Source organism: Gemmatirosa kalamazoonensis (assembly GCF_000522985.1).
In the GTDB taxonomy this organism is placed as follows: domain Bacteria; phylum Gemmatimonadota; class Gemmatimonadetes; order Gemmatimonadales; family Gemmatimonadaceae; genus Gemmatirosa; species Gemmatirosa kalamazoonensis.
The window spans coordinates 3,209,168-3,230,615 of record NZ_CP007128.1; the positions used below are offsets into that span (position 1 = coordinate 3,209,168).

17 protein-coding genes, 4 tRNA genes and 1 pseudogene are annotated in these 21,448 nt (G+C 69.1%); all 22 read left to right on the plus strand.

Annotation, left to right across the window (positions count from 1 at the left end):
- The first annotated feature begins 29 nt into the window (after positions 1 to 29).
- Positions 30 to 704, plus strand: coding sequence for an L-serine ammonia-lyase, iron-sulfur-dependent subunit beta (gene sdaAB, locus J421_RS13765; RefSeq protein ID WP_025411760.1), 675 nt, complete (start codon positions 30 to 32; stop codon positions 702 to 704).
- A gap of 1 nt (position 705) precedes the next feature.
- Positions 706 to 1,587 carry an L-serine ammonia-lyase, iron-sulfur-dependent, subunit alpha gene (sdaAA, locus tag J421_RS13770; RefSeq protein ID WP_025411761.1) on the plus strand — a complete coding sequence of 294 codons (882 nt, stop codon included), beginning with the start codon at positions 706 to 708 and terminating at the stop codon, positions 1,585 to 1,587.
- Between the two features lie 147 nt (positions 1,588 to 1,734).
- A complete protein-coding gene (locus tag J421_RS13775; protein ID WP_025411762.1) occupies positions 1,735 to 2,139 on the plus strand; it encodes a YbjN domain-containing protein in 405 nt (134 codons plus the stop codon).
- 2 nt (positions 2,140 to 2,141) lie between these two features.
- Positions 2,142 to 3,008 (plus strand): PspA/IM30 family protein, encoded by an 867-nt coding sequence (locus J421_RS13780; protein WP_025411763.1) that lies wholly within the window; start codon positions 2,142 to 2,144, stop codon positions 3,006 to 3,008.
- Between the two features lie 53 nt (positions 3,009 to 3,061).
- Complete coding sequence (locus tag J421_RS13785; RefSeq protein WP_025411764.1) at positions 3,062 to 4,246, plus strand: AI-2E family transporter; 1,185 nt, start codon at positions 3,062 to 3,064, stop codon at positions 4,244 to 4,246.
- A gap of 35 nt (positions 4,247 to 4,281) precedes the next feature.
- Positions 4,282 to 5,349 carry an N-acetyltransferase DgcN family protein gene (locus J421_RS13790; protein ID WP_158508793.1) on the plus strand — a complete coding sequence of 356 codons (1,068 nt, stop codon included), beginning with the start codon at positions 4,282 to 4,284 and terminating at the stop codon, positions 5,347 to 5,349.
- A 39-nt stretch (positions 5,350 to 5,388) separates the two neighbouring features.
- Entirely contained in the window at positions 5,389 to 6,804 is a 1,416-nt protein-coding gene (gene cysS / locus J421_RS13795) for a cysteine--tRNA ligase (protein ID WP_025411766.1), read from the plus strand.
- A 29-nt stretch (positions 6,805 to 6,833) separates the two neighbouring features.
- Positions 6,834 to 6,906: transfer RNA gene (locus tag J421_RS13800), tRNA-Thr, on the plus strand.
- 81 nt (positions 6,907 to 6,987) lie between these two features.
- A tRNA-Tyr gene (locus tag J421_RS13805) sits at positions 6,988 to 7,070 on the plus strand.
- 52 nt (positions 7,071 to 7,122) lie between these two features.
- Positions 7,123 to 7,195, plus strand: a tRNA-Gly gene (locus tag J421_RS13810).
- A gap of 295 nt (positions 7,196 to 7,490) precedes the next feature.
- Positions 7,491 to 7,961 carry a hypothetical protein gene (locus J421_RS13815; RefSeq protein ID WP_025411767.1) on the plus strand — a complete coding sequence of 157 codons (471 nt, stop codon included), beginning with the start codon at positions 7,491 to 7,493 and terminating at the stop codon, positions 7,959 to 7,961.
- Between the two features lie 100 nt (positions 7,962 to 8,061).
- Complete coding sequence (locus tag J421_RS13820; protein ID WP_148306313.1) at positions 8,062 to 8,688, plus strand: hypothetical protein; 627 nt, start codon at positions 8,062 to 8,064, stop codon at positions 8,686 to 8,688.
- A gap of 48 nt (positions 8,689 to 8,736) precedes the next feature.
- Positions 8,737 to 8,809 (plus strand) — tRNA-Thr (locus J421_RS13825).
- Between the two features lie 155 nt (positions 8,810 to 8,964).
- Positions 8,965 to 9,117, plus strand: a complete 153-nt coding sequence (gene rpmG, locus J421_RS13830) for a 50S ribosomal protein L33 (protein ID WP_025411769.1) — start codon at positions 8,965 to 8,967, stop codon at positions 9,115 to 9,117.
- Between the two features lie 2 nt (positions 9,118 to 9,119).
- The gene (gene secE / locus J421_RS13835) at positions 9,120 to 9,353 is read left to right on the plus strand and encodes a preprotein translocase subunit SecE (protein ID WP_025411770.1); all 234 of its coding nucleotides are present in this window, start codon (positions 9,120 to 9,122) and stop codon (positions 9,351 to 9,353) included.
- 14 nt (positions 9,354 to 9,367) lie between these two features.
- Positions 9,368 to 9,907 carry a transcription termination/antitermination protein NusG gene (gene nusG / locus J421_RS13840; RefSeq protein ID WP_025411771.1) on the plus strand — a complete coding sequence of 180 codons (540 nt, stop codon included), beginning with the start codon at positions 9,368 to 9,370 and terminating at the stop codon, positions 9,905 to 9,907.
- A gap of 169 nt (positions 9,908 to 10,076) precedes the next feature.
- Entirely contained in the window at positions 10,077 to 10,499 is a 423-nt protein-coding gene (gene rplK, locus J421_RS13845) for a 50S ribosomal protein L11 (protein ID WP_025411772.1), read from the plus strand.
- The gene (gene rplA / locus J421_RS13850; protein ID WP_025411773.1) at positions 10,499 to 11,188 is read left to right on the plus strand and encodes a 50S ribosomal protein L1; all 690 of its coding nucleotides are present in this window, start codon (positions 10,499 to 10,501) and stop codon (positions 11,186 to 11,188) included. The genes rplK and rplA overlap by 1 nt, the downstream gene beginning before the upstream one ends.
- 15 nt (positions 11,189 to 11,203) lie before the next feature.
- Positions 11,204 to 11,722, plus strand: coding sequence for a 50S ribosomal protein L10 (gene rplJ, locus J421_RS13855; RefSeq protein ID WP_025411774.1), 519 nt, complete (start codon positions 11,204 to 11,206; stop codon positions 11,720 to 11,722).
- A gap of 74 nt (positions 11,723 to 11,796) precedes the next feature.
- Entirely contained in the window at positions 11,797 to 12,192 is a 396-nt protein-coding gene (rplL, locus tag J421_RS13860) for a 50S ribosomal protein L7/L12 (RefSeq protein WP_025411775.1), read from the plus strand.
- Positions 12,193 to 12,408: 216 nt separating this feature from the next.
- Positions 12,409 to 16,941 (plus strand): annotated as a pseudogene (gene rpoB / locus J421_RS13865) (DNA-directed RNA polymerase subunit beta); the annotation flags it as partial.
- Between the two features lie 171 nt (positions 16,942 to 17,112).
- Positions 17,113 to 21,426 (plus strand): DNA-directed RNA polymerase subunit beta', encoded by a 4,314-nt coding sequence (gene rpoC / locus J421_RS13870; RefSeq protein WP_025411777.1) that lies wholly within the window; start codon positions 17,113 to 17,115, stop codon positions 21,424 to 21,426.
- Positions 21,427 to 21,448: the final 22 nt, after the last annotated feature.

Genomic DNA, 21,448 nt, shown 5'->3' on the forward strand with positions numbered 1-21,448 from the left:
CCGGGATTCACGCTTCGGCCCGATCCGCCGTGGTCAGTCTGCTCGACATCATCGGCCCCGTCATGGTGGGGCCGTCGTCCTCGCACACCGCGGGCGCGTGTCGCCTCGGTCTACTCGCGCGCAATCTCGTCGGCGGCACGCCCGAGCACGCGCGCATCGAGCTGCACGGATCCTTCGCCCGCACCGGCGAGGGGCACGGCACCGACAAGGCGATCGTCGGTGGCCTCATGGGCTTCCGCCCCGACGACGAGCGCCTGCGCGACGCGCTCGACATCGCCGAGCGCGAAGGGCTCGACTACCGCTTCGAGAAGACCACGCTCGGCGAGGACGCGACGACGCACCCGAACACCGCGCGCTTCACCGTCACGCGCGGCGACCGCGAGGCGGTCATGGTCGGCTCCTCGCTCGGCGCCGGCCGCGTGCTCGTCACGGAGATCGACGGCTACCCGGTCGAGATCACCGGCAACTATCACACGATCGTGCTCGTCGCCGAGGACGTGAAGGGATCAATCGCGTCCATCGCGACCATCCTCGCCACGAACGGCGTGAACATCGCCACGCTCCGCGTCTCGCGGCAGCAGCGCGGCGGCGACGCGTTCATGGTGTGGGAGGTCGACGAGCGCCCCGACGAGAAGGTGCGCGACACGCTGCGCGCCCTGCCCTGGGTGCGGTGGGCGTTCCGCCTCGAGAAGGTGAGCGCCTGACATGTACCGCTCGCTCGCCGACGCCATCCGCGACGCCGAGGCGCGCGGCGTCACGCTGCACGAAGTCGCGCTCGACGCCGAGAGCGCCGACTCCGGCCGGCCGGTCGACGACATCCGCGCGTCGCTGCGCCGCGCGCTCGAGGTGATGCGCGGCGCCGTCGCGCAGGGGCTGCGCGGCGATCTGCGCTCCGCCTCGGGCCTCGTCGGCGGCGACGCGGCGAAGCTGCGCGAGGGTCCCCCGGGGCCGCTCGCCGGCACGCCGTTCCGCGACGTGCTCGCGCGCGCGCTCGCCGTGCAGGAGGTGAACGCCGCGATGGGCGTCATCGTCGCCGCGCCGACCGCGGGCGGGGCCGGGGTCCTTCCCGCGGTGCTCACCGGGCTCGCCGACGCGCGCGGCATCGGCGACGACGCGCTCGTGGACGCGCTCGCGACGGCGGGGCTCATCGGCGCCGTCGTTGCCGACCGCGCGTCGCTCTCCGGCGCCGAGGGGGGATGCCAGGCGGAGACCGGCGCCGCCGCGGGGATGGCCGCCGGCGCCGCCACGGAGATGCTCGGCGGCACGCCGCGCCAGGCCGGCCACGCCGTGGCGCTCGCGCAGCAGGGCACGTTGGGCCTCGTCTGCGACCCCCTCGGCGGGCTCGTCGAGCTGCCGTGCGTGTTCCGGAACGCCACCGGTGCGGCGATCGCGCTCGCCGCGATCGAGATGGCGCTCGCCGGCATCGAGTTCGCCATCCCCGCCGACGAGGTGATCGACACCATGGGCGAGATCGGCCGCGGCATGGACGTGCGCTACCGCGAGACCGCCGGCGGGGGCCTCGCGGCCACGCCCACCGGCCGCCGTCTCGCGCGGGAGCGGCTGGTCCAGATCAAGAGAGGGGAGTGAGGGCGCGAGGCAGGAGGGCAGGAGGAAGGGAGGGCTCATGCCCTCCCTTCCTCCTGCCCTCCTGCCCTAAATTCGCGAGAGCGGTCCGGCAAAACTCGGGGCCGCACTGAGCCGTAGGGCAACCATCCCTTCCGACAGGTGCGGCACATGGTCACACGCGACGACATCGAGAGCTTCCTCGACCGACTCGCCACCGAAGGCACTGCGTATCAGGAAGTCGAGCCCGGGCTGTGGATCATTCACCCCGGCGGCGTGATCGACTTCGACGTCGTCTGCCACTACAACCCGCCGGTCGTCGTGCTCCGCGTGAAGGTCATGGACCTGCCGGCCGACGACAACGCGTGCAACGGCCTCGCGCGGCGGTTGCTGCAGCTCAACGCGTCCGACCTCGTGCACGGCTCGTACGGCATCGAGCAGGAGGCGGTCGTCCTCACCGAGGCGCTGGAGCTCTCGCACCTCGACTACGAGGAGTTCCTCGCCGCCTACGAGAGCATGACCCTGGCGCTCACCTCGCATCTTCGCGAGCTGGCCACGTACCGCGAGGCCCGCTGATCATGGGCATCTTCGATCGCTTCTCGACCCTCATCCGGTCGAACATCAACGACCTCATCTCCTCGGCGGAGAACCCCGAGAAGATGCTCAATCAGCTGATCGCCGACATGAACGGCCAGCTGATCAAGGCCAAGCAGCAGGTCGCCGCGGCCATCGCCGACGAGAAGCGCCTGCGCGATCAGGCCGACTCGGAGTTCAAGCAGGCGCAGCTCTGGGAAGAGCGCGCCATGTTCGCGGTGAACCAGGCGAACGACGAGCTGGCGAAGCAGGCACTGCTCCGCGGTTCGCAGCACGCCGAGCACGGGCGCGAGATCGAGGCGACGTGGACGGCGCAGCGCGGCGAGACGGAGAAGCTGAAGCAGTCGCTGCGCGACCTCGCCGAGAAGATCGAGGAGGCCAAGCGCAAGAAGAACCTGCTGCTCGCGCGCCAGCGCCGCGCCGAGGCGCAGAAGCGCATCCAGCAGACGATGTCCTCGCTCTCCGAGAAGAGCGCGTTCGAGGCGTTCGCCCGCATGGAGGAGCGCATCGAGCAGAACGAGCGGCAGCTGAAGGCCGCGCAGGAGATCGACGAGGAGATCGGCGGCGACCAGCTCGCCGGCCAGTTCAAGCAGCTCGAGCGCGCCGTCGGCACCGGCGACGCGGACTCGAAGCTGCTCGCCCTGAAGCAGAAGATGGGCATGCTGCCCGCGGCCGCGCCGGCCGCGGACCGGCAGCTTGGCGCCGGCGGCGCGCCGGCGAGCGCGAAGGCGTTGGGCCCCGGCAAGTCCGACGCGGCGCCGGCCCCGGCGCCTAACGGCGAGCCGGCGAAGCATCCCACGGAAGAGGAGCTGCTCGCCGAATTCGAGGAGCTCGAGCGGCACAAAGGGTGACGGCGGCCACCACCACTTCGGCACCTGTCGGCGCGCCCGCGTCACCGTCTCCGGTGACGGTGGGCGCGCCGCGCCGTTTCCGTTTCGCGCCGATCCTCACGGCGACGGTCCTCACCGTCCTGCTGCTCTGGCTGTTCGGGAGCGTCGCCGACGTCCTGCTCCTGCTGTTCATCGCGATCCTGCTGTCGCTTTACCTCGGCGCCGTTGCCGACGCCGTGTCGCGTCGCACGCGGCTGCCGCGCAAGCTCGCGCTGGTGCTCGCGGTGCTGCTCACGCTCCTCGCCGTCGCGGGGCTGTTCTGGCTCCTCGTGCCGCCGGTCGTGAGCCAGACGCAGGCGCTCTTCCGCGTCCTGCCGAACTACATGACGGCGTGGGACGCGAAGATCGACCAGCTCGTGCGGCGCATCCCCGCGCTCTCCGGCGTCGTGAAGCCGGGGCAGCACCAGGCGCTCATGGCGTTCTACAAGCAGGGCGAGGGGCTGCTGAACGACGTCGTGCCGAAGCTGTTCTCGTTCGTGCACGCGTCGATCGACGTCTTCTCGGTCGCCGTCATGGCGCTCTACCTCGCGATGCACCCGAGCCTCTACCGCGAGTGGCTCATCGCGCTGTTCCCGCCCGTGCACCGCGAGCTCGTACGCGACGTGCTCGGCGAGGCGGCGTCGCAGCTCCGGTCGTGGATCGTCGGGCAGCTCACGGCCATGTTCGTGCTCGCGGTGCTCACCGCCATCGGGCTCTACGCGCTCGGCGTGCCCTACTGGCTCACGTTCGGCGTGTTCACCGGCGCGGTCGCGATCGTGCCGTTCTTCGGCACGCTGCTCTCCACGCTGCTCCCCGCGCTGTTCGTGCTGGCGTTGCCCGGCGGCGGCACGAAGGCGCTGTTCGTCGTGCTGCTCGGCGTCGTCATCCACCTCATCGAGGGCAACTTCGTCGGGCCGTACATCGCGTCGAAGCGCGTGGAGATCCCGCCCGTCCTCTCCATCATGGCGGTGCTCGTCGTCGGCAAGCTGCTCGGCGGCGTCGGGCTGATCGTCGCCGTGCCGACGCTCGCCACGCTCATGGTGGTGGTGCGCCGCATCCTCATCAATCGCATCTACGAGGGGCAGGGGTTCCGGCGCGCCACGCGTGACCAGCCGCTCCTCCTTCGCGTGCCCCCCGCCGACGGCGAGGGGGTGCTCGTCCCCGCCGCGCCGCAGGTCGATCTCATCGCGATCACCGAGCGCGTGCGCCGCACCGCCTGAGCGGCCGCCTTCCGATCCTCGCTCCCGCTTCCATCGTGTCCGAACGTTTTCTCGTGCTGGCCGAAGGGCTCCTCGGCCCGCACAGCTCCAAGACCGCCAGCGCCTGCATTCGCTACACCCCCGACCGCGTCGCCGCCGTCATCGATTCCACGAAGGCGGGTCGCGTCGTGCAGGACTTCCTTGGCTTCGGCGGCGACATTCCGATCGTCGCCACGCTCGAGGAAGGGCTCGCGCATCGGCCTAACGCGGTGCTCATCGGCATCGCGCCCGCCGGCGGGCAGCTTCCCGCCGAGTGGCGGCAGATGCTCGTGACGTCGCTCGAGCGCGGGCTCGACGTGTGGAGCGGCCTGCACTTCTTCCTTGCCGACGACGAGCAGCTGTCCGCCGCCGCGCGCCGCGGCAGTGCGCGCATCTTCGATCTCCGTCGTCCGCCGGCGGGTCTCGACGTCTCCACGGGCAAGACGCGCGACATCGACGCGACCGTGGTGCTGACCGTCGGTACCGACTGCAACATCGGCAAGATGACCGCGCAGCTGCAGCTGCGCGACGTGCTGAAGCAGCGCGGCAACCGCGTCGCGTTCGCCGCCACGGGGCAGACCGGCATCCTCATCGAGGGATGGGGGATCTCCGTCGACGCCGTCGTCGCCGACTTCATCGGCGGTGCGGCCGAGCAGCTCACGCTCCAGGCGGCGAAGGATGCCGACATCGTGCTCGTCGAGGGGCAGGGCAGCATCATCCACCCCTCGTTCTCCGGCGTCACGGTGGGGCTCATCCATGGCACGCTGCCGCACGCGTTCGTGCTCTGCGCGCAGCCGTCGCGCACGAGGATCCGCAACCGCGAGTGGGTGCCGATCCCGCCGCTCGACGAGTTCATTCGCATGCACGACACGCTCGCCGCGCCGCTCCGTCCCGCGCCGACGATCGCCGTCGCCCTGAACACGTCCGACCTATCCGACGCCGACGCCCGCGCGGCCATCCGCGAGACCGAGTCGCTCACCGGTCTGCCGGCGACGGATCCCGTGCGCTACGACGCCGCGCCGATCGCCGAGGCCATCGAGGCGTTCCACCGCTCGCGTACGCCGCAGTTCGCGTCCCGCGCGTAGCGAGGGACCTGCTTGTCGAATCGCTCAGAGGAACAGGAAGTGACCGAGCAGTTCCGTCTCCACAACACGCTGTCCCGCCAGGTCGAGCCGTTCGCCCCCGCCGACGGGCAGCGCGTGCGCATGTACACGTGCGGCCCGACGGTCTACAACCCGGCGCACCTCGGCAACTTCCGCACGTTCCTGTTCGAGGACCTGCTGCGTCGCACGCTCCGCCTCGCCGGGTGGGACGTCGAGCAGGTGATGAACCTCACCGACGTCGACGACAAGATCATCAAGCGCGCCGAGGACCAGGGCAAGACGATCGGCGAGGTCACGGATCCCGTCGTCGAGGTCTTCCACCAGGACCGCGAGTTCCTGCGCATCCAGCCCGCCGAGCACTACCCTCGCGCGACGGCCTACATCGCCGAGATGATCGAGCTCGTTAGGCGGCTCGAGGAGCGCGGCGTCGCCTACCAGGCCGACGACGGCTCGGTGTACTTCGCCATCGCGCGCTTCCCGCAGTACGGCCGCCTGTCGCGCCTCGACACGCGCGAGCTGAAGGCCGGTGCGCGCGTCGCACAGGACGATTACTCGAAGGAGAACGCCCAGGACTTCGCGCTCTGGAAGGCCGCGACCGAGCAGGACGAGCGCGCCGGCGCGGCGTGGGACTCGCCCTGGGGACGCGGCCGCCCCGGCTGGCACCTCGAGTGCTCGGCCATGGCGATGGCGCTGTTGGGCGAGACCATCGACCTGCACTGCGGCGGCATCGATCTCATCTTCCCGCACCACGAGGACGAGATCGCGCAGAGCGAGGCCGCGAGCGGGAAGCCGTTCTCGCGCCTGTGGTGCCACGGCGAGTTCCTGCTCGTCGAGGGCTCCAAGATGGCGAAGCGCGTCGGCAACGTCGTCACCGTGAAGATGCTGCGCGAGGACGGCTTCTCCGCCGCCGCACTGCGGCACTTCGTCTTCTCGACGCACTACCGCAAGCAGCTCAACCTCACCGACGAGGCGCTCGAGGCGTCGCGCAACGCCGTGCACCGTGTCGGCGAGTTCGCGGAGCGGCTGCGCGCGGCGACGGGCGGTACGCCGGAGCTCGCGGCCGCCGCGCGCGACGCCGAGCAGGCGGTGCGCGACGCGCTGTTCGACGACCTGAATGCCCCGGAGGCGTTGGGCGCGCTGTTCACGTTCCTGAAGCGCGCGAACGCGGAGCTCGACCGCGGCGGCGACGACCCCGCGGCGCTGGACGCCGCGCGCCGCGCGTTCGCCGCCATCGACGGGGTGCTCGATCTCGTCCCCGAGCGTACCGTCGACGACCCCCAGCTCGCCGCGTGGGTCGAGGAGCGGCTGCAGGCGCGCAAGGACGCGCGCGCGCGCCGCGACTTCGCCGCCGCCGACGCCATTCGCGCGGAGCTCGACGCGCGCGGCATCGAGGTGAAGGACACGCCGCAGGGGACGAAGTGGACCAAGGTGCGGTAGCCCTTCGGCAGCGCTAGCTTTCGCCCGTCGCTGGCGTAGCTCAATTGGCAGAGCACCTGATTTGTAATCAGGCGGTTGGGGGTTCGAGTCCCCCCGTCAGCTTGGGCCCGATTGATTTCGGCTCGCGGGGCTGGTACAATTGGAGGCTCGTTCGGTGCCTGTTCGCCGAGCGCGTCGTACCCTGGTGGGGTACCCAAGTGGCCAACGGGAGCAGACTGTAAATCTGCCGGCGACAGCCTTCGAAGGTTCGAATCCTTCCCCCACCACTGCCGGCGGGGCCTTGCTGCAACGAGGCCCCGCCGGTTTCTTGTAGGCGTCGCGGGAGTAGCTCAGTTGGTAGAGCACGAGCCTTCCAAGCTTGTGGCCGCGGGTTCGAGTCCCGTCTCCCGCTCTCACGAAATGCATGCGGCCCCGGAGCCTGGTCTGGCTCCGGGGCCGCACGCGTTTCGGCGGCGACCCGCGGCCGACCTGCACGAAGAACGGTGACGGAACGCGCCGGCCACGGTCTCCGGACGCCGTGCCGGTACCCTCCACTCGCAGCCGTGATGCGGCCGGACGCCTGAGGTTTTCGCGGCGGACCCCGTTCGGCGGCTGGCCACGTCGGCGCGCGACGGGACCCGCTCGTCGCCACGCATGGCATCACCAGCTTCGCGTCGTCGACTCGGCGACGCGGTGGAGACGACCCCATGTCCCGCACGCATGCGCTGCGCACGAAGGCGGCGAGGACGCTCACCGCCGTCGGCACCACTCTCCTCCTCGCCGCCGCCGCCGGAGTCACGGCGTGTCACGACGGGACCGATGCGCCGACCGGTCCGTCCGTGGCCCCGCCCGTCGCGATGACCGTCGCCGGCACCTACGTGCTCGAGGAGGTCAACGGCCGCCCGGTCCCGTACAGCCGGGAGGGCTCCGTGTGGGATTCCATGCTCCTGACGCTCGGCGCCGATGGATCGGTCGCCGTATCGCTGGCGTGGCGCGAGACGGACGACTCGGGCGAGGTGCTCGATCAGGGGACGGACGCGTACGCGGGCCGTTATGCGTCGAGCGGCCTGCACGTCACGATCACGCTCGACGACGACCCCCCCGCCGAGGGCGTCCTAGACGGGACCCAGCTGACCGTCGCGAGCGACGGCGACCTGCTGGTGTTCCGTCGGCAGTGATCCCGCGTGGGGCCGACTGGCGCCGGCGTGCTTAACGGACGGGCGTGCGGTGCGTCTACCGCGCGCCCGTTCGTCGCCACGCCCACGACACCTCGCTGCCATGCGCGCTCCTCGCCGTCCCCTCCGTCTCGTCATGGTCGCCGCGCTGCTCGGCGCGATCGTGGCGCTTCCATCGTCGGCTCGCGCCCAGTTCGGGGGCCGCGGGGGACTCGGAGGCGCCGGCCGCGGCGGCATGGGCCGGCGCGGCGGTATGGGAGGCCGCGGCGAGGGGATGCCCGGCGCGGCCCGCCGCACCGAGCCGCTCGTCAACTCGGTCGACCTGATCCTGAAGCACGGCACCGAGCTCGCCCTGACCGATAGCCAGGTCGTACGGCTGCAGCGCGTCAAGTCGCATCAGGACAGCGCGATCGAGGTCGTGAAGCTCCGCCTGGATTCGCTGCCGGGACGCCGTGGCGGCGCGGCCGAGGGGGGCGATCCGATGGCCGCGCGCGACCGGATGCAGGCGCGCGGCGAGGCCATGATGGCGTACCGTGCCGTGCTGAAGCAGGGTCGCGACGACGCGTTCGGCCTGCTGGAGAAGAAGCAGCGGAAGCAGGCGGAGAAGTTCGAGTCGGCGCTGAAGAAGGAGATGCAGGAGGCGGAGCCGGCCGGCGAGCGGGACTGGGGCGGGCGTCGGGCGGGGGCGGACAATCCGCTGTCACAGCGCGACTTGCACGTCCACTCGTGAGCCACTAGGTTCCGAGTCTGTCCCGCGCCGCATGGGGCAGAGCTTCCCGCTCGCGTAGCTCAGTCGGTAGAGCACACCCTTGGTAAGGGTGAGGTCACCGGTTCAATCCCGGTCGCGAGCTCTCGAGTAGCGGGGTGACGCGTCGCCCCGTCCCGCAGTTGGAATCGATGCGCCGCGGCCCCATCCGTGGGAGTTGCGGCGCACGTTGCACGTCCATCGAGCGCTCGCCCCTATGCCGGGGCCGCCTCGAGCGAACACGTACCAGAGGGCGGCGTCATGCCTCGCGACAAGATCATCCTCGGCTGCACCGAGTGTAAGAGCCGGAACTACTTCACCTCGAAGAACAAGCGCCTGCACCCCGAGCGCGTCGAGTGGAAGAAGTACTGCCCCCGCTGCAACAAGCATCAGCTGCACAAGGAAACGAAGTAGCCATGACGACGCCCGTCGTCCCTCAGCGGCAGTCCTTCCCGGCCAGGACGCTCCAGTTCTATCACGACGTCATGACCGAGATGAAGAAGGTGACTTGGCCCGACCGTCCTCAGCTCCAGGACGCGACGATCAAGATCATCATCTTCGTGCTCTTCATCGGCGCGATCATCGCGCTCATGGACATCGGCCTGCAGTTCATCCTCGTGCGGCTCCCGCAGCTTCTTCTCGGACGCTGAACCGGAGACCGAACGTGGAACACCGCTGGTACGCCATCCAGACGACGTCCGGGCACGAGAACAAGGTTCGCTCGCTGATCCAGCGGAAGATCGACGCCGATCCGCACTCGCCCGAGGAGCGCTCCATCCGTCAGGCGCTCGTGCCGACGCAGGAAGCGGTGGAGATCAAGAGCGGGAAGAAGGTCACCGTCGAGCGGAAGATCTATCCCGGCTACGTCCTGGTGGAGATGGTCATGAACCAGGACACGCTGCACACGATCAACGGCATCCAGGGCGTGATCAAGTTCGTCGGTCACGACCGGTTCCCGATGGCGCTGCGCCCGGAGGAGGTCAACCGCCTGCTCGGCATCGCCGAGGCGGAAGAGGCGGCGCCGAAGGAGGAGATCCCGTTCCTCATCGGTCAGGCCGTCGCGATCACCGAAGGGCCGTTCACCGACTTCAACGGCACCGTCGAGGAAGTCATGGCGGACAAGGGCAAGGTGCGCGTCAGCGTCTCCCTGTTCGGTCGGCCGACCTCGGTCGAGCTGGACTACCTCCAGCTGAAGGCGTACTGAGTCGCCCCACGAATCGTGCCGCGCGGGTTCACCTCCGCGCCCGATCGTGATAAGTTCCTAGGCTCGCTCGCTTTGCGGGCGGCCGCACGACGTCGCGGACCACGGCGACGGAAAATATCCGTGGGAGTGACGGCCTCGCGACGGCGGGGCCACCACGCCAAGGAGAACCATGGCCAAGAAGGTAACCGGGTTCGTCAAGCTCCAGATCCCGGCCGGGAAGGCGACGCCTGCCCCGCCGGTCGGTACGGCGCTCGGCCCCCAGGGGATCAACATCATGGCCTTCGTCAAAGAGTTCAACGCTCGGACGCAAGGCCAGGACATGATCCTCCCGGTGGAGGTCACGATCTACGCGGACAAGTCCTTCACGTTCATCCTGAAGACCCCGCCGACCGCGGAGCTGATCAAGAAGGAGATCGGGCTCGCGAGCGGCTCGGGCCAGCCGAACAAGAACAAGGTCGGCCAGGTGACGAAGGCGCAGGTCCGCAAGATCGCCGAGGTGAAGATGCCGGACCTCAACACCGACAACGTCGAGAGCGCGATGGCCATGGTGGCCGGAGCCGCTCGTTCGATGGGGGTCACGGTGGTGGACTGATGAAGACCCACGGAAAGAAGTATCGCGCCGCGGCGCAGAAGATCGACGCCGACAAGGCGTATCAGGCGCGCCAGGCGATCGACCTCGTGAAGGGCGGTGCGTTCGCGAAGTTCGACGAGACGGTCGAGGTGGCGGTCCGCCTCGGCGTCGATCCGCGCCACGCCGACCAGGTCGTGCGCGGCACGGTCGTGCTGCCGGCGGGCACCGGTAAGTCGGTGCGCGTGCTCGTCATCGCGGTCGGCCCGAAGGCGGCCGAGGCGGAGGAGGCGGGTGCCGACTTCGTCGGGCTCGAGTACGTCCAGCGCATCAAGGACGGCTGGCTCGATTTCGACGTCATGGTCGCGACGCCGGATCAGATGGGCCAGGTCGGCCAGCTCGGCCGCGTCCTCGGTCCCCGCGGCCTCATGCCCAACCCGAAGGCGGGCACGGTGACGTTCGACGTGGGCCGTGCGGTGCGCGAGCTGAAGGCCGGTAAGATCGAGTTCCGTGTCGACAAAGGCGGCAACGTGCACGCCCCGATCGGCAAGGTCTCGTTCGCGGCCGAGGCGCTCGAGACCAACTTCGCCGCGCTCATGGACCAGCTCGTCCGGTCCAAGCCGGCGGCGGCCAAGGGTGTGTACATCAAGAACGTCGCCGTCTCGAGCTCCATGGGCCCGGGCGTCGCCGTCGATACCACGCCCTACCGTTAACCGGGAGCCGGCGCGATGAAGCGAACCGAAAAGGAGCAGCTCGTCAACGAGCTGAGTGGCAAGATCAAGGGCGCGCAGGCGCTCTATTACACCGACTTCACCGGGCTGAACGTGAAGCGGATGACCGACCTCCGCCGTCGCCTCCGGAAGGCCGGCGTGGAGTACGTGGTCATCAAGAACACGCTCGCGCTCCGTGCGGTGAACGAGAGTGGTCTGGTCGGTGAGCGCCTCAAGGGCCCGACGGGGATCGTCGTCGCCCACGACGCGCTCGCCGGGGCGAAGGTGCTGACCGACTTCGCGAAGGAGAACGACCAGCGTCCGGCGGTGAAGGGCGGCATGTTCGACGGCCGTGCCATCGACGCGGAGCAGGTCAAGCGGCTGGCGAACATGCCCTCGCGCGAGCAGCTGCTCAGCGAGCTGGGCGCCGGCTTCATGGCGCCGCTGGCGAGCTTCGCCGGCGCGCTCAACGGCATGCTCTACCAGATGGTCGGCGCGCTCGAGGCCCTCCGGGCTCAGAAGGAAGGCGCGCAGTAAATCCAGGCGGTTTGCCTGTTCAACCTGCCCCAGCGGTCGTACACCGCCTGGGTTTTCTACGGAGAAACGGAATCATGGCTACGCTGAGCAACGACGAGATCCTGGACGCGATCGGCAACAAGACGGTCTTCGAGCTGGCCGATCTGATCGAGGCGTTCAAGACGAAGTTCAACGTCACGATCGCGGCCGCCCCGGTGGGCGGCGCGGCCCCGGCCGGCGGTGGCGCCGGTGGCGCGGCGGCTCCGGCCGTCGAGGAGAAGACCGAGTTCGACGTCGTGCTGCGTGATGCGGGCGCGAAGAAGATCCAGGTCATCAAGGTCGTGCGCGAGATCACCGGCCTCGGCCTGAAGGAGGCGAAGGACATGGTCGACGGCGCGCCGCAGACCGTGAAGGCCGGCGTCTCGAAGGACGAGGCGGCGACCATCAAGGCGAAGCTCGAGGAGCAGGGCGCCGGCGTCGAGGTGAAGTAAGCGGCGAGCGTGGAGCGTGGCGCGACGAGAGGCAAGCGCTCTCGTCGCTCCGCGCTCCTCGCTCCCCGCTCACTTCTACCTCGCCGCGATCGTGATTACAGTTCGCCGCACAATTCAATAGCAGGTTCGCTGCTCCGCCCCGCATCCGCGTCGAAATCGCAGGATGCCGGGGTCGGGGCTCTTTTCGCCTGCCAGCGGCTACCCCGCGGGTGAGACATGGCTGAGACGATAAAGGAAATCTCGTTCGCGAAGCTCGGGCAGGGCATGGGCATGCCCCACCTGCTCGACATTCAGACGCGCGCGTTCGAGGCGCTTCTCCAGACCGACGCCGCCGCGCAGGAGCGCGAGGACGTGGGGCTGGAGCGCGTCTTCAAAGACCTTTTCCCCATCACGGACGTCCACGAGAACTTCTCGCTGGAGTTCGTTCGCTATACGCTCGGTGAGCCGAAGTACTCGGTCGAGGAGTGCATCGAGCGCGACATGACCTACTCGGCGCCGCTGAAGGCGACGCTGCAGCTGGTCATCTTCGAGGAGGTCAACGGCGAGAAGCGGCCGCGCAACATCATCGAGAAGGAGGTCTATCTCGGTGAGCTGCCGCTCATCACGAGCCTTGGCACCTTCGTCATCAACGGGGCCGAGCGCGTCATCGTCTCGCAGCTCCACCGGTCGCCGGGCGTCGTGTTCGAGGAGTCGACGCACCCGAACGGTCAGCGTCTCATCAGCTCGCGGATCATCCCGTTCCGCGGCTCGTGGGTGGAGTTCACGGTGGACATCCACGATGTGGTCTACGTCCACATCGACAAGAAGAAGAAGTTCCCGGCCACTGCGCTGCTCCGCGCGTTCGGCTTCGGTGAGAACCGCGACATCCTCCGCCTCTTCTTCGCCGAGCGCGAGCTCGACCTGACGAAGAAGCGCGAGAGCCGCACGGACGTGCGCGAGGTCATCGGCGCCATCGTCGCCGAGGACATCACGCTCGCCGGTGAGGCGACGGACCCGGACGCGCCGAAGGCGAAGACGAAGAAGGCGCGCGCCGAGCAGGAGCGCCGCGAGGCGGAGCTGCTCGTGAAGGAGGGCGACGAGCTCACCGAGGAGGTGTACAACCGCCTTCGCCGGCAGGGCATCGACGCCATCAAGGTGTTCGCCAGCTACACGGCGATCGATCTGCGCGACGAGCTCGATGCGTTCGAGCGCGGCGAGCGGCCGGAGCCGCGCACGCTCTCGCACGACGCCGTCGACCCGGAGACGGGCGAGGTGGTCGCCGAGGCCGGGCAGCAGCTCACCGAGGCGCTCGTCAAGAAGCTCCGTAAGGGCGGCGTCAACAAGGTGCTCGTGTTCGTCGCGAGCGGCCGCGCCGAGTCGCTGCTCATCAAGAACACGCTCGCGAAGGACCCGACGAAGTCCGAGGACGAGGCGCTGAAGCAGATCTACGCGCTGCTCCGGCCCGGCGACGCGCCGAACAAGGAGACGGCGAAGCAGGCGCTCGAGCGCCTGTTCTTCAGCCCGAAGCGCTACGATCTCGGGCGCGTCGGCCGCTACAAGATCAATCAGCGATTGGGCCTCACGACGCCTGCCGGCGTCACGGTCCTGACGAAGGAGGACTTCGTCGCGATCGTGCGCTATCTCGTGGAGCTCCACGAGGGGCGCGGCTACACCGACGACATCGACCACCTCGGCAATCGCCGCATCCGGTCGGTCGGTGAGCTCATCGCGAACCAGTTCTCGGTCGGTCTGTCCCGCATGGCGCGCCTGGTAAAGGAGCGCATGTCGATCAACACCGACCCGGAGAAGATCTCGCTCGACGACCTCGTGAACGCGCGTACGGTGAGCGCGGTCATCCAGGCGTTCTTCGGGAGCTCGCAGCTGTCGCAGTTCATGGACCAGACCAACCCGCTGGCCGAGTTGACGCACAAGCGTCGTCTCTCGGCGTTAGGCCCGGGCGGTCTGACGCGTGAGCGCGCGGGCTTCGAGGTGCGCGACGTGCACTACTCGCAGTACGCGCGCATGTGCCCGATCGAGACGCCGGAAGGTCCGAACATCGGCCTCATCACGTCGCTCGCGTGCTTCGCGCGGGTGAACGACCTCGGGTTCATCGAGACGCCGTACCTCGTCGTGAAGAACGGCCGCGTCACGGGCGACATCGCCTGGCTCGACGCGAACCGCGAGGAGGGCGCGATCGTCGCGCAGGCGAACGCGAAGCTCAACCCGGACGGCACGTTCGTGGACGAGCTGGTGCTCTGTCGCGACGGCGGCGACCTGCCGCTCGTGGCGCCGGATCGCATCGACTACATGGACGTCGCCCCGGAGCAGATGGTCTCCATCGCGGCGGCGCTCATCCCGTTCCTCGAGCACGACGACGCGAACCGCGCGCTCATGGGCTCGAACATGCAGCGCCAGGCGGTGCCGCTCCTCAACCCGCGGACGCCGCTCGTCGGCACGGGGCTCGAGGAGAAGGTGGCGAAGGACTCGGGCGCGGTGATCATCGCGCGTCGGGCCGGCGTCGTCACGGCCGTCACGGCCGACGAGATCATCGTCGACGCGGGGCCGGCGGAGCGGCAGGCCGGCGAGGACCGCCGCGGCGGCAACCGCCCGCTGCAGCGCCTCACGCAGCTCGACCGCTATCGCGTGAAGAAGTACTGGCGCACGAACCAGGACACGGCGATCAACCAGCGCCCGGTCGTCCGGCTCGGCCAGCGCGTGAAGGCGGGCGACGTGCTCGCCGACGGCGCGGCCACCGAGCAGGGACAGCTCGCGTTAGGCGCGAACGTGACCGTGGCGTTCATGCCGTGGTACGGGCACAACTTCGAGGACGCCATCGTGCTCTCCGAGCGCCTGGTGAAGGACGACGTGTACTCGTCGATCCACATCCAGGAGCTCGAGCTCCACGTCCGCGACACGAAGCGCGGCCAGGAGGAGATCACGCGCGAGATCCCGAACGTGTCGGAAGACGCGCTCGTGGACCTCGACGAGCGCGGCATCGTGCGCATCGGTGCGCACGTGAAGCCGGGCGACATCCTCGTCGGCAAGATCACGCCGAAGGGCGAGACGGAGCTCTCCCCCGAGGAGAAGCTCCTCACCGCGATCTTCGGTGAGAAGGCGAAGGACGTGAAGGACAGCTCGCTCAAGGTGCCGCCGGGGATGGAGGGCGTCGTCATCGACGTCAAGATCTTCAGCCGCATCGAGGACCAGGTCGTCGAGAAAGACCGCGGCGAGCGCATCGGCGAGGTCCGCCGCCTGGAGGGCGAGGAGAAGGTCCGCGTGAACGAGGTGCGCGACGAGGAGCTCCGCGACGCGCTCGAGGGCGAGACCGTGGCGCTGGCGCTGAAGGCGGGCACCGTCGAGGAGGCGATCCCCGCGGGCACCGCGCTGACGCGCGACGTGCTGCGCGGCGTGCGCTTCGCGAACATGGACCTGAAGACGTTCCGCGTCGAGAACAAGCAGGTCAACGACCGCGTGCGTGTCATCATCGACGCCGCCAACGAGGAGAAGGCGCGCATCGAGGAGAAGGCCGAGGAGCGGATCGACCGCATCCTGCAGCCGGACGAGCTGCCGCCGGGCGTGATCCAGCTCGTGAAGGTCTACCTGGCCGAGAAGCGCAAGATCTCGGTCGGCGACAAGATGGCCGGCCGCCACGGCAACAAGGGTATCGTGGCGCGCATCGTCCCCGAGGAGGACATGCCGTTCCTCCCCGACGGGCGTCCGGTCGACATCGTGCTGAATCCGTTAGGCGTGCCGTCGCGCATGAACGTCGGGCAGATCCTCGAGACCCACCTCGGGTGGGCCGCGCGGCTGCTCGGCTTCTACGCGAAGACGCCGGTGTTCCAGGGCGCGAACGAGCGCGAGATCGGGCTCCTGCTGAAGCTCGGCGCGCTCAAGATGGCCTCGCGCACGCTCAACCTGTCGCACCCGGCGCCGGAGGTCACGGACGCCGACATCCGGCAGATCCTCGCCGACGTCAAGCCGTCGATGGAGGAGAGCGACAAGGTCTTCCTGCTCAGCGACGCGAACCTGAATGACCTCGCCGGCAAGAAGATGTCGGAGGGCGTGCGGGCGATCGGCACGCAGGTGCGCGACTTCCTCGTCGCGGCGGCCAAGCAGCTCGCCGGCCGCGAGCGCGAGGAGATCGGCAACCAGACCTCGTTCCACGAGAGCGAGGAGGCCGCGGCGCTCGTCGGCCGCGACGCGGTGCAGAAGGACCTGCAGTCGGCCGCCGGCCGCGGGGAGGCGGACATGCTCCAGCAGCAGGAGCTGCCCGCGCTCGCCGCGCTCATCGGCGCGAAGAAGAGCGAGGGCGATCTCGACGCCGCGGCGGCGGAGCTGATGCGCCTCGCCGGGCTCACGCCGGCCGGCAAGATCTGGATGCGCGACGGTCGCTCGGGCGAGCGCTTCGCCAGCCCGGTCACCGTCGGCGAGATCTACATGCTGAAGCTCTCGCACCTCGTGGACGACAAGATCCACGCGCGGAGCATCGGGCCGTACTCGCTGGTCACGCAGCAGCCGCTCGCCGGCAAGGCGCAGTTCGGCGGCCAGCGCTTCGGAGAGATGGAGGTGTGGGCGCTCGAGGCGTACGGCGCCGCGCACGTGCTGCAGGAGATCCTGACGGTCAAGTCGGACGACGTGAACGGCCGCAGCCGCGTCTACGAGGCGATCGTGAAGGGGCAGAACCTGCCGGAGCCCGGCATCCCCGAGTCGTTCAACGTGCTCGTGAAGGAGCTCCAGGCGTTAGGCATCAAGGTCACGCTCGGGTCCACCGACGATTCGTCGTACGGCGGGCTCGGAGATCCGACCGCCGGCGCGCAGTTCGGCGCGGGCGACGGAGACGGCGCCGCGTTCGGCGGGCCGTTCGGCGCGGAACCGGCCGGCGACGGCCGCCTCGGGAACGCAGGGGCAGGCGACATCGGCATCGGAGACGAGGAGTAACTCATGATCGATTTCCGCTCGACGCGCGAGACGCGCGCCTCGGCGTTCGACTACATCTCGGTGCGGATCGCCTCCCCGGAGGAGATCCGCGGCCCGAAGGATCCGAAGGAGCGCGAGCGGCTCGAGATGGCCGGCCTGCGCACCTGGTGGTCGTGGGGCGAGGTGCTCAAGCCGGAGACCATCAACTACCGGTCGTTCAAGCCGGAGAAGGATGGCCTCTTCTGCGAGCGCATCTTCGGGCCGGTGAAGGACTGGGAGTGCCACTGCGGCAAGTACAAGCGCATCCGCTACCGCGGCGTCATCTGCGACCGCTGCGGCGTGGAGGTCACGCTCTCGAAGGTCCGGCGCGAGCGCATGGGCCACATCGAGCTCGCGGTGCCCGTGGCGCACATCTGGTTCTTCAAGACCCTGCCCAGCCCGATGGGCAACCTCCTCGATCTCACGCTGCGTGATCTCGAGAAGGTCATCTACTACAGCAACTACGTCGTCGTCGAGCCGGGGAACCAGGACGTCCGGGTGAACCAGCTGCTCGACGAGGACGAGTATCTCGATCTGCGTCGCAAGGCGCGCGAGGAGGGGGACGCCGCGTTCCTCGCCGACATCGGCGCGCCGGCGGTGCGCGAGCTGCTGCGCCGCATCGACGTCGACAAGGTGGCGGAGGAGCTCCGTGCCGCCCTGGTCGGCGAGAACTCGCAGCACCGGAAGAAGCAGACGCTCAAGCGCCTGAAGATCGTCGACGCGTTCCGCAACTCGGGGCAGTCGGGCGACACGCGCAACCGGCCGGAGTGGATGATCCTGGACGTGATCCCGGTCATCCCGCCCGACCTGCGTCCGCTCGTGCCCCTCGACGGCGGCCGCTTCGCGACGTCGGACCTGAACGACCTGTACCGCCGCGTCATCAACCGCAACAACCGGTTGATGAAGCTCATCATGCATCGCGCGCCGGAGGTCATCCTCCGCAACGAGAAGCGCATGCTGCAGGAGGCGGTGGACGCGCTGTTCGACAACGGGCGCCGCTCGAAGGCGATCCGCGGCCGCGGCAAGCGTCCGCTGAAGTCGCTGTCGGACATGCTGAAGGGCAAGCAGGGCCGGTTCCGTCAGAACCTGCTCGGCAAGCGCGTGGACTACTCCGGCCGTTCGGTCATCGTCGTCGGGCCGGAGCTCAAGCTCCACCAGTGCGGCCTGCCGAAGCTGATGGCGCTCGAGCTGTTCAAGCCGTTCATCATCCACAAGCTCGTCGACAAGGGGATCGCGGAGACCGTCAAGCGCGCGAAGAAGATCGTCGAGCGCGAGAGCCCCGAGGTGTACGAGATCCTCGAGGAGATCATCCGCGACCACCCGGTGCTGCTCAACCGCGCGCCGACGCTCCACCGCCTGGGCATCCAGGCGTTCGAGCCGGTGCTCGTCGAGGGCAAGGCCATCCGCATCCATCCGCTCGTCTGCGCGGCGTTCAACGCCGACTTCGACGGCGACCAGATGGCCGTGCACGTGCCGCTCAGCTACGAGGCGCAGACCGAGGCGCGCGTGCTGATGCTGTCGTCGAACAACATCCTGAAGCCGTCGGACGGGCGTCCGGTGGCCGAGCCGTCGCAGGACATCGTGCTCGGCTGCTACTTCGCCACGAAGGCGCCGTCGGACTTCGACGCGATCGCCAAGGATCCGAAGCGCGTGGCGGGGCTGAAGGCCTACGCGACGTTCGCCGAGGTGGAGATGGCGATGGCGTTAGGCCGGCTGCAGTACTCGTCGGCGATCCGCTTCCTGGTCGACGACCAGGAGGGGCGCCGCCTCGTGACGACGACCGCCGGGCGCGTGCTGTTCAGCGCGATCACGCCGAAGGCGCTCGGCTTCATGAACAAGGACATGAAGAAGAAGGCGCTCGGCGAGAGCGTCTTCGAGAGCTACCGTCGCGCGGGTCTCGCGGAGACGGTGCAGTACCTCGACCGTCTGAAGGAGTTCGGCTTCCGCAACGCGACGCGCGGCGGTGTCTCCATCGGCATCGAGGACCTGCACATCCCCGACGAGAAGACCACGCTGCTGCGCGAGGCCGAGGAGCGCGTCGAGCGCTTCCAGCGCGCGTACCAGACGGGCAACATCACGAACGGCGAGCGGTACAACAAGGTGATCGACACCTGGACGCACGCCAACACCGACATCGCCGACGCGATGGTGAGCTCGCTCCGGAAGGACAAGGGCGGGTTCAACCCGGTGTTCATGATGTTCGACTCCGGCTCGCGCGGTAGCCGCGATCAGATCCGTCAGCTGGCGGGCATGCGTGGCCTCATGGCGAAGCCGCAGAAGAAGCTCACCGGCGGCATCGGCGAGATCATCGAGAGCCCCATCAAGTCGAACTTCCGCGAGGGGCTGTCGGTGCTCGAGTACTTCATCTCGACGCACGGTGCGCGGAAGGGTCTGGCCGACACGGCGCTGAAGACCGCCGACGCCGGCTATCTCACGCGCCGCCTGGTGGACGTCGCGCAGGACGTGACGATCACCGAGGAGGACTGCGGCACGATCATGGGGCTCGAGGTCGGCGCGCTGAAGGAAGGCGAGGACGTCATCGAGCCGCTCGGCGAGCGCATCGTCGGCCACGTGGCCGCCGAGGACATCGTCGACCCGCACATGATCGACGAGGGCGGGCGTCCGCGCGTGCTCGTCGAGGCGGGGCAGATGATCGACGAGGAGACCGCGCAGGAGGTCGAGGAGTCGGGGATCGAGACGGTGCGCATCCGCTCCGTGCTCACCTGCGACGCGAAGCGCGGGCTGTGCCGCATGTGCTACGGCCGCAACCTGGCGACCATGGAGATGGTCGACCTGGGCGAGGCCGTCGGCATCATCGCCGCGCAGTCCATCGGCGAGCCGGGCACGCAGCTCACGCTGCGCACGTTCCACATCGGCGGCGCGGCAGCCCGTATCGCGGAGCAGACGGCACGCAAGTCGAAGGTCGCGGGCACGATCGAGTTCGGCGACCGCCTGGTCTACGTGACCAACGCGGAGGGCCAGCGCATCGTGACGTCGTACGAGGGCGAGATCGCCATTCGCACGACGGCCGACATCCACGCGACGGTCGGCGCGCGCCTGCAGGTGCCGTTAGGCGCGATCCTGATGGTGGACAACGGGCAGGCGGTGGCGCGCGACCAGGTGATCTTCTCCTGGGACCCGTACACCAACCCGATCATCGCGGACGTCGAGGGCACGATCCGCTTCGTCGACCTCGTGGAGGACGAGACGGTGTCCGAGGAGCTCGACGAGCTGACCGGCCTCCGTCAGCGCGTCGTCATCGAGGACCGCGAGAAGAAGCTCCACCCGCACGTCGAGATCTGGCAGGACTCGGGCGGCAAGGAGCGCCGCGTGCGCGACTTCGTCATCCCGGTGGGCGCCGTGCTCACGGTGGAGGACGGCGAGCACATCACGGCGGGCACCATCCTGGCGAAGGTGAACCGAGAGGCGTACAAGACCCGCGACATCACCGGTGGTCTGCCGCGCGTGGCCGAGCTGTTCGAGGCGCGCCGGCCGAAGGATCCGGCGACGATCACGGAGATCGACGGCGTCGTGCGGTTCGGCGAGATCAAGCGCGGCAAGCGCGAGATCTTCGTGCAGCCGGTGGAGTCCAACGGCTCCGTGATCGAGGGGGCCGAGCCGTCGCTGTACGAGGTCCCGTCGGGCAAGCACCTGCGCGTGCACGAGGGCGACCGCGTGCGCGCGGGCGATCGCCTCTCGGAGGGCCCGGTCAACCCGCACGACATCCTGCGCATCAAGGGCGCGCGGGCCGTGCAGGAGTACCTGCTGAACGAGGTGCAGGAGGTCTACCGCCTGCAGGGCGTGAAGATCAACGACAAGCACATCGGCGTGATCGTGAAGCAGATGCTCCAGAAGGTCCGGATCGTCGATCCGGGCGAGACGGAGCTGCTGGAGGCGGAGCACACCGACCGCGGCGTGTTCCGCGAGGTGAACGAGGCGGCGAAGGAGGCCGGGCAGACGCCGGCCACGTCGGAGCCGCTGCTGCTCGGCATCACGAAGGCGAGCCTCACGACGCAGTCGTTCGTCTCGGCGGCGTCGTTCCAGGAGACGACGCGCGTGCTGACCGATGCGGCGATCCGCGGGGCCAAGGACGACCTCCTGGGCCTGAAGGAGAACATCATCATCGGTCACCTCATCCCGGCCGGCACGGGCATGTACCGGTACAACGACATCGACGTCGAGAACGCGGCTTTCCCCGCGGAGCCGATCGTCGAGGCCGAGCCGGCGAGCCCGTCCAGCGCGAGCGCGGCATCGCTGCTCGCGTCGCTGGGCGTCGGTGGGCTGGGCGACGACCGCTGACCGTCGAGCTTTCAGGTCGGCA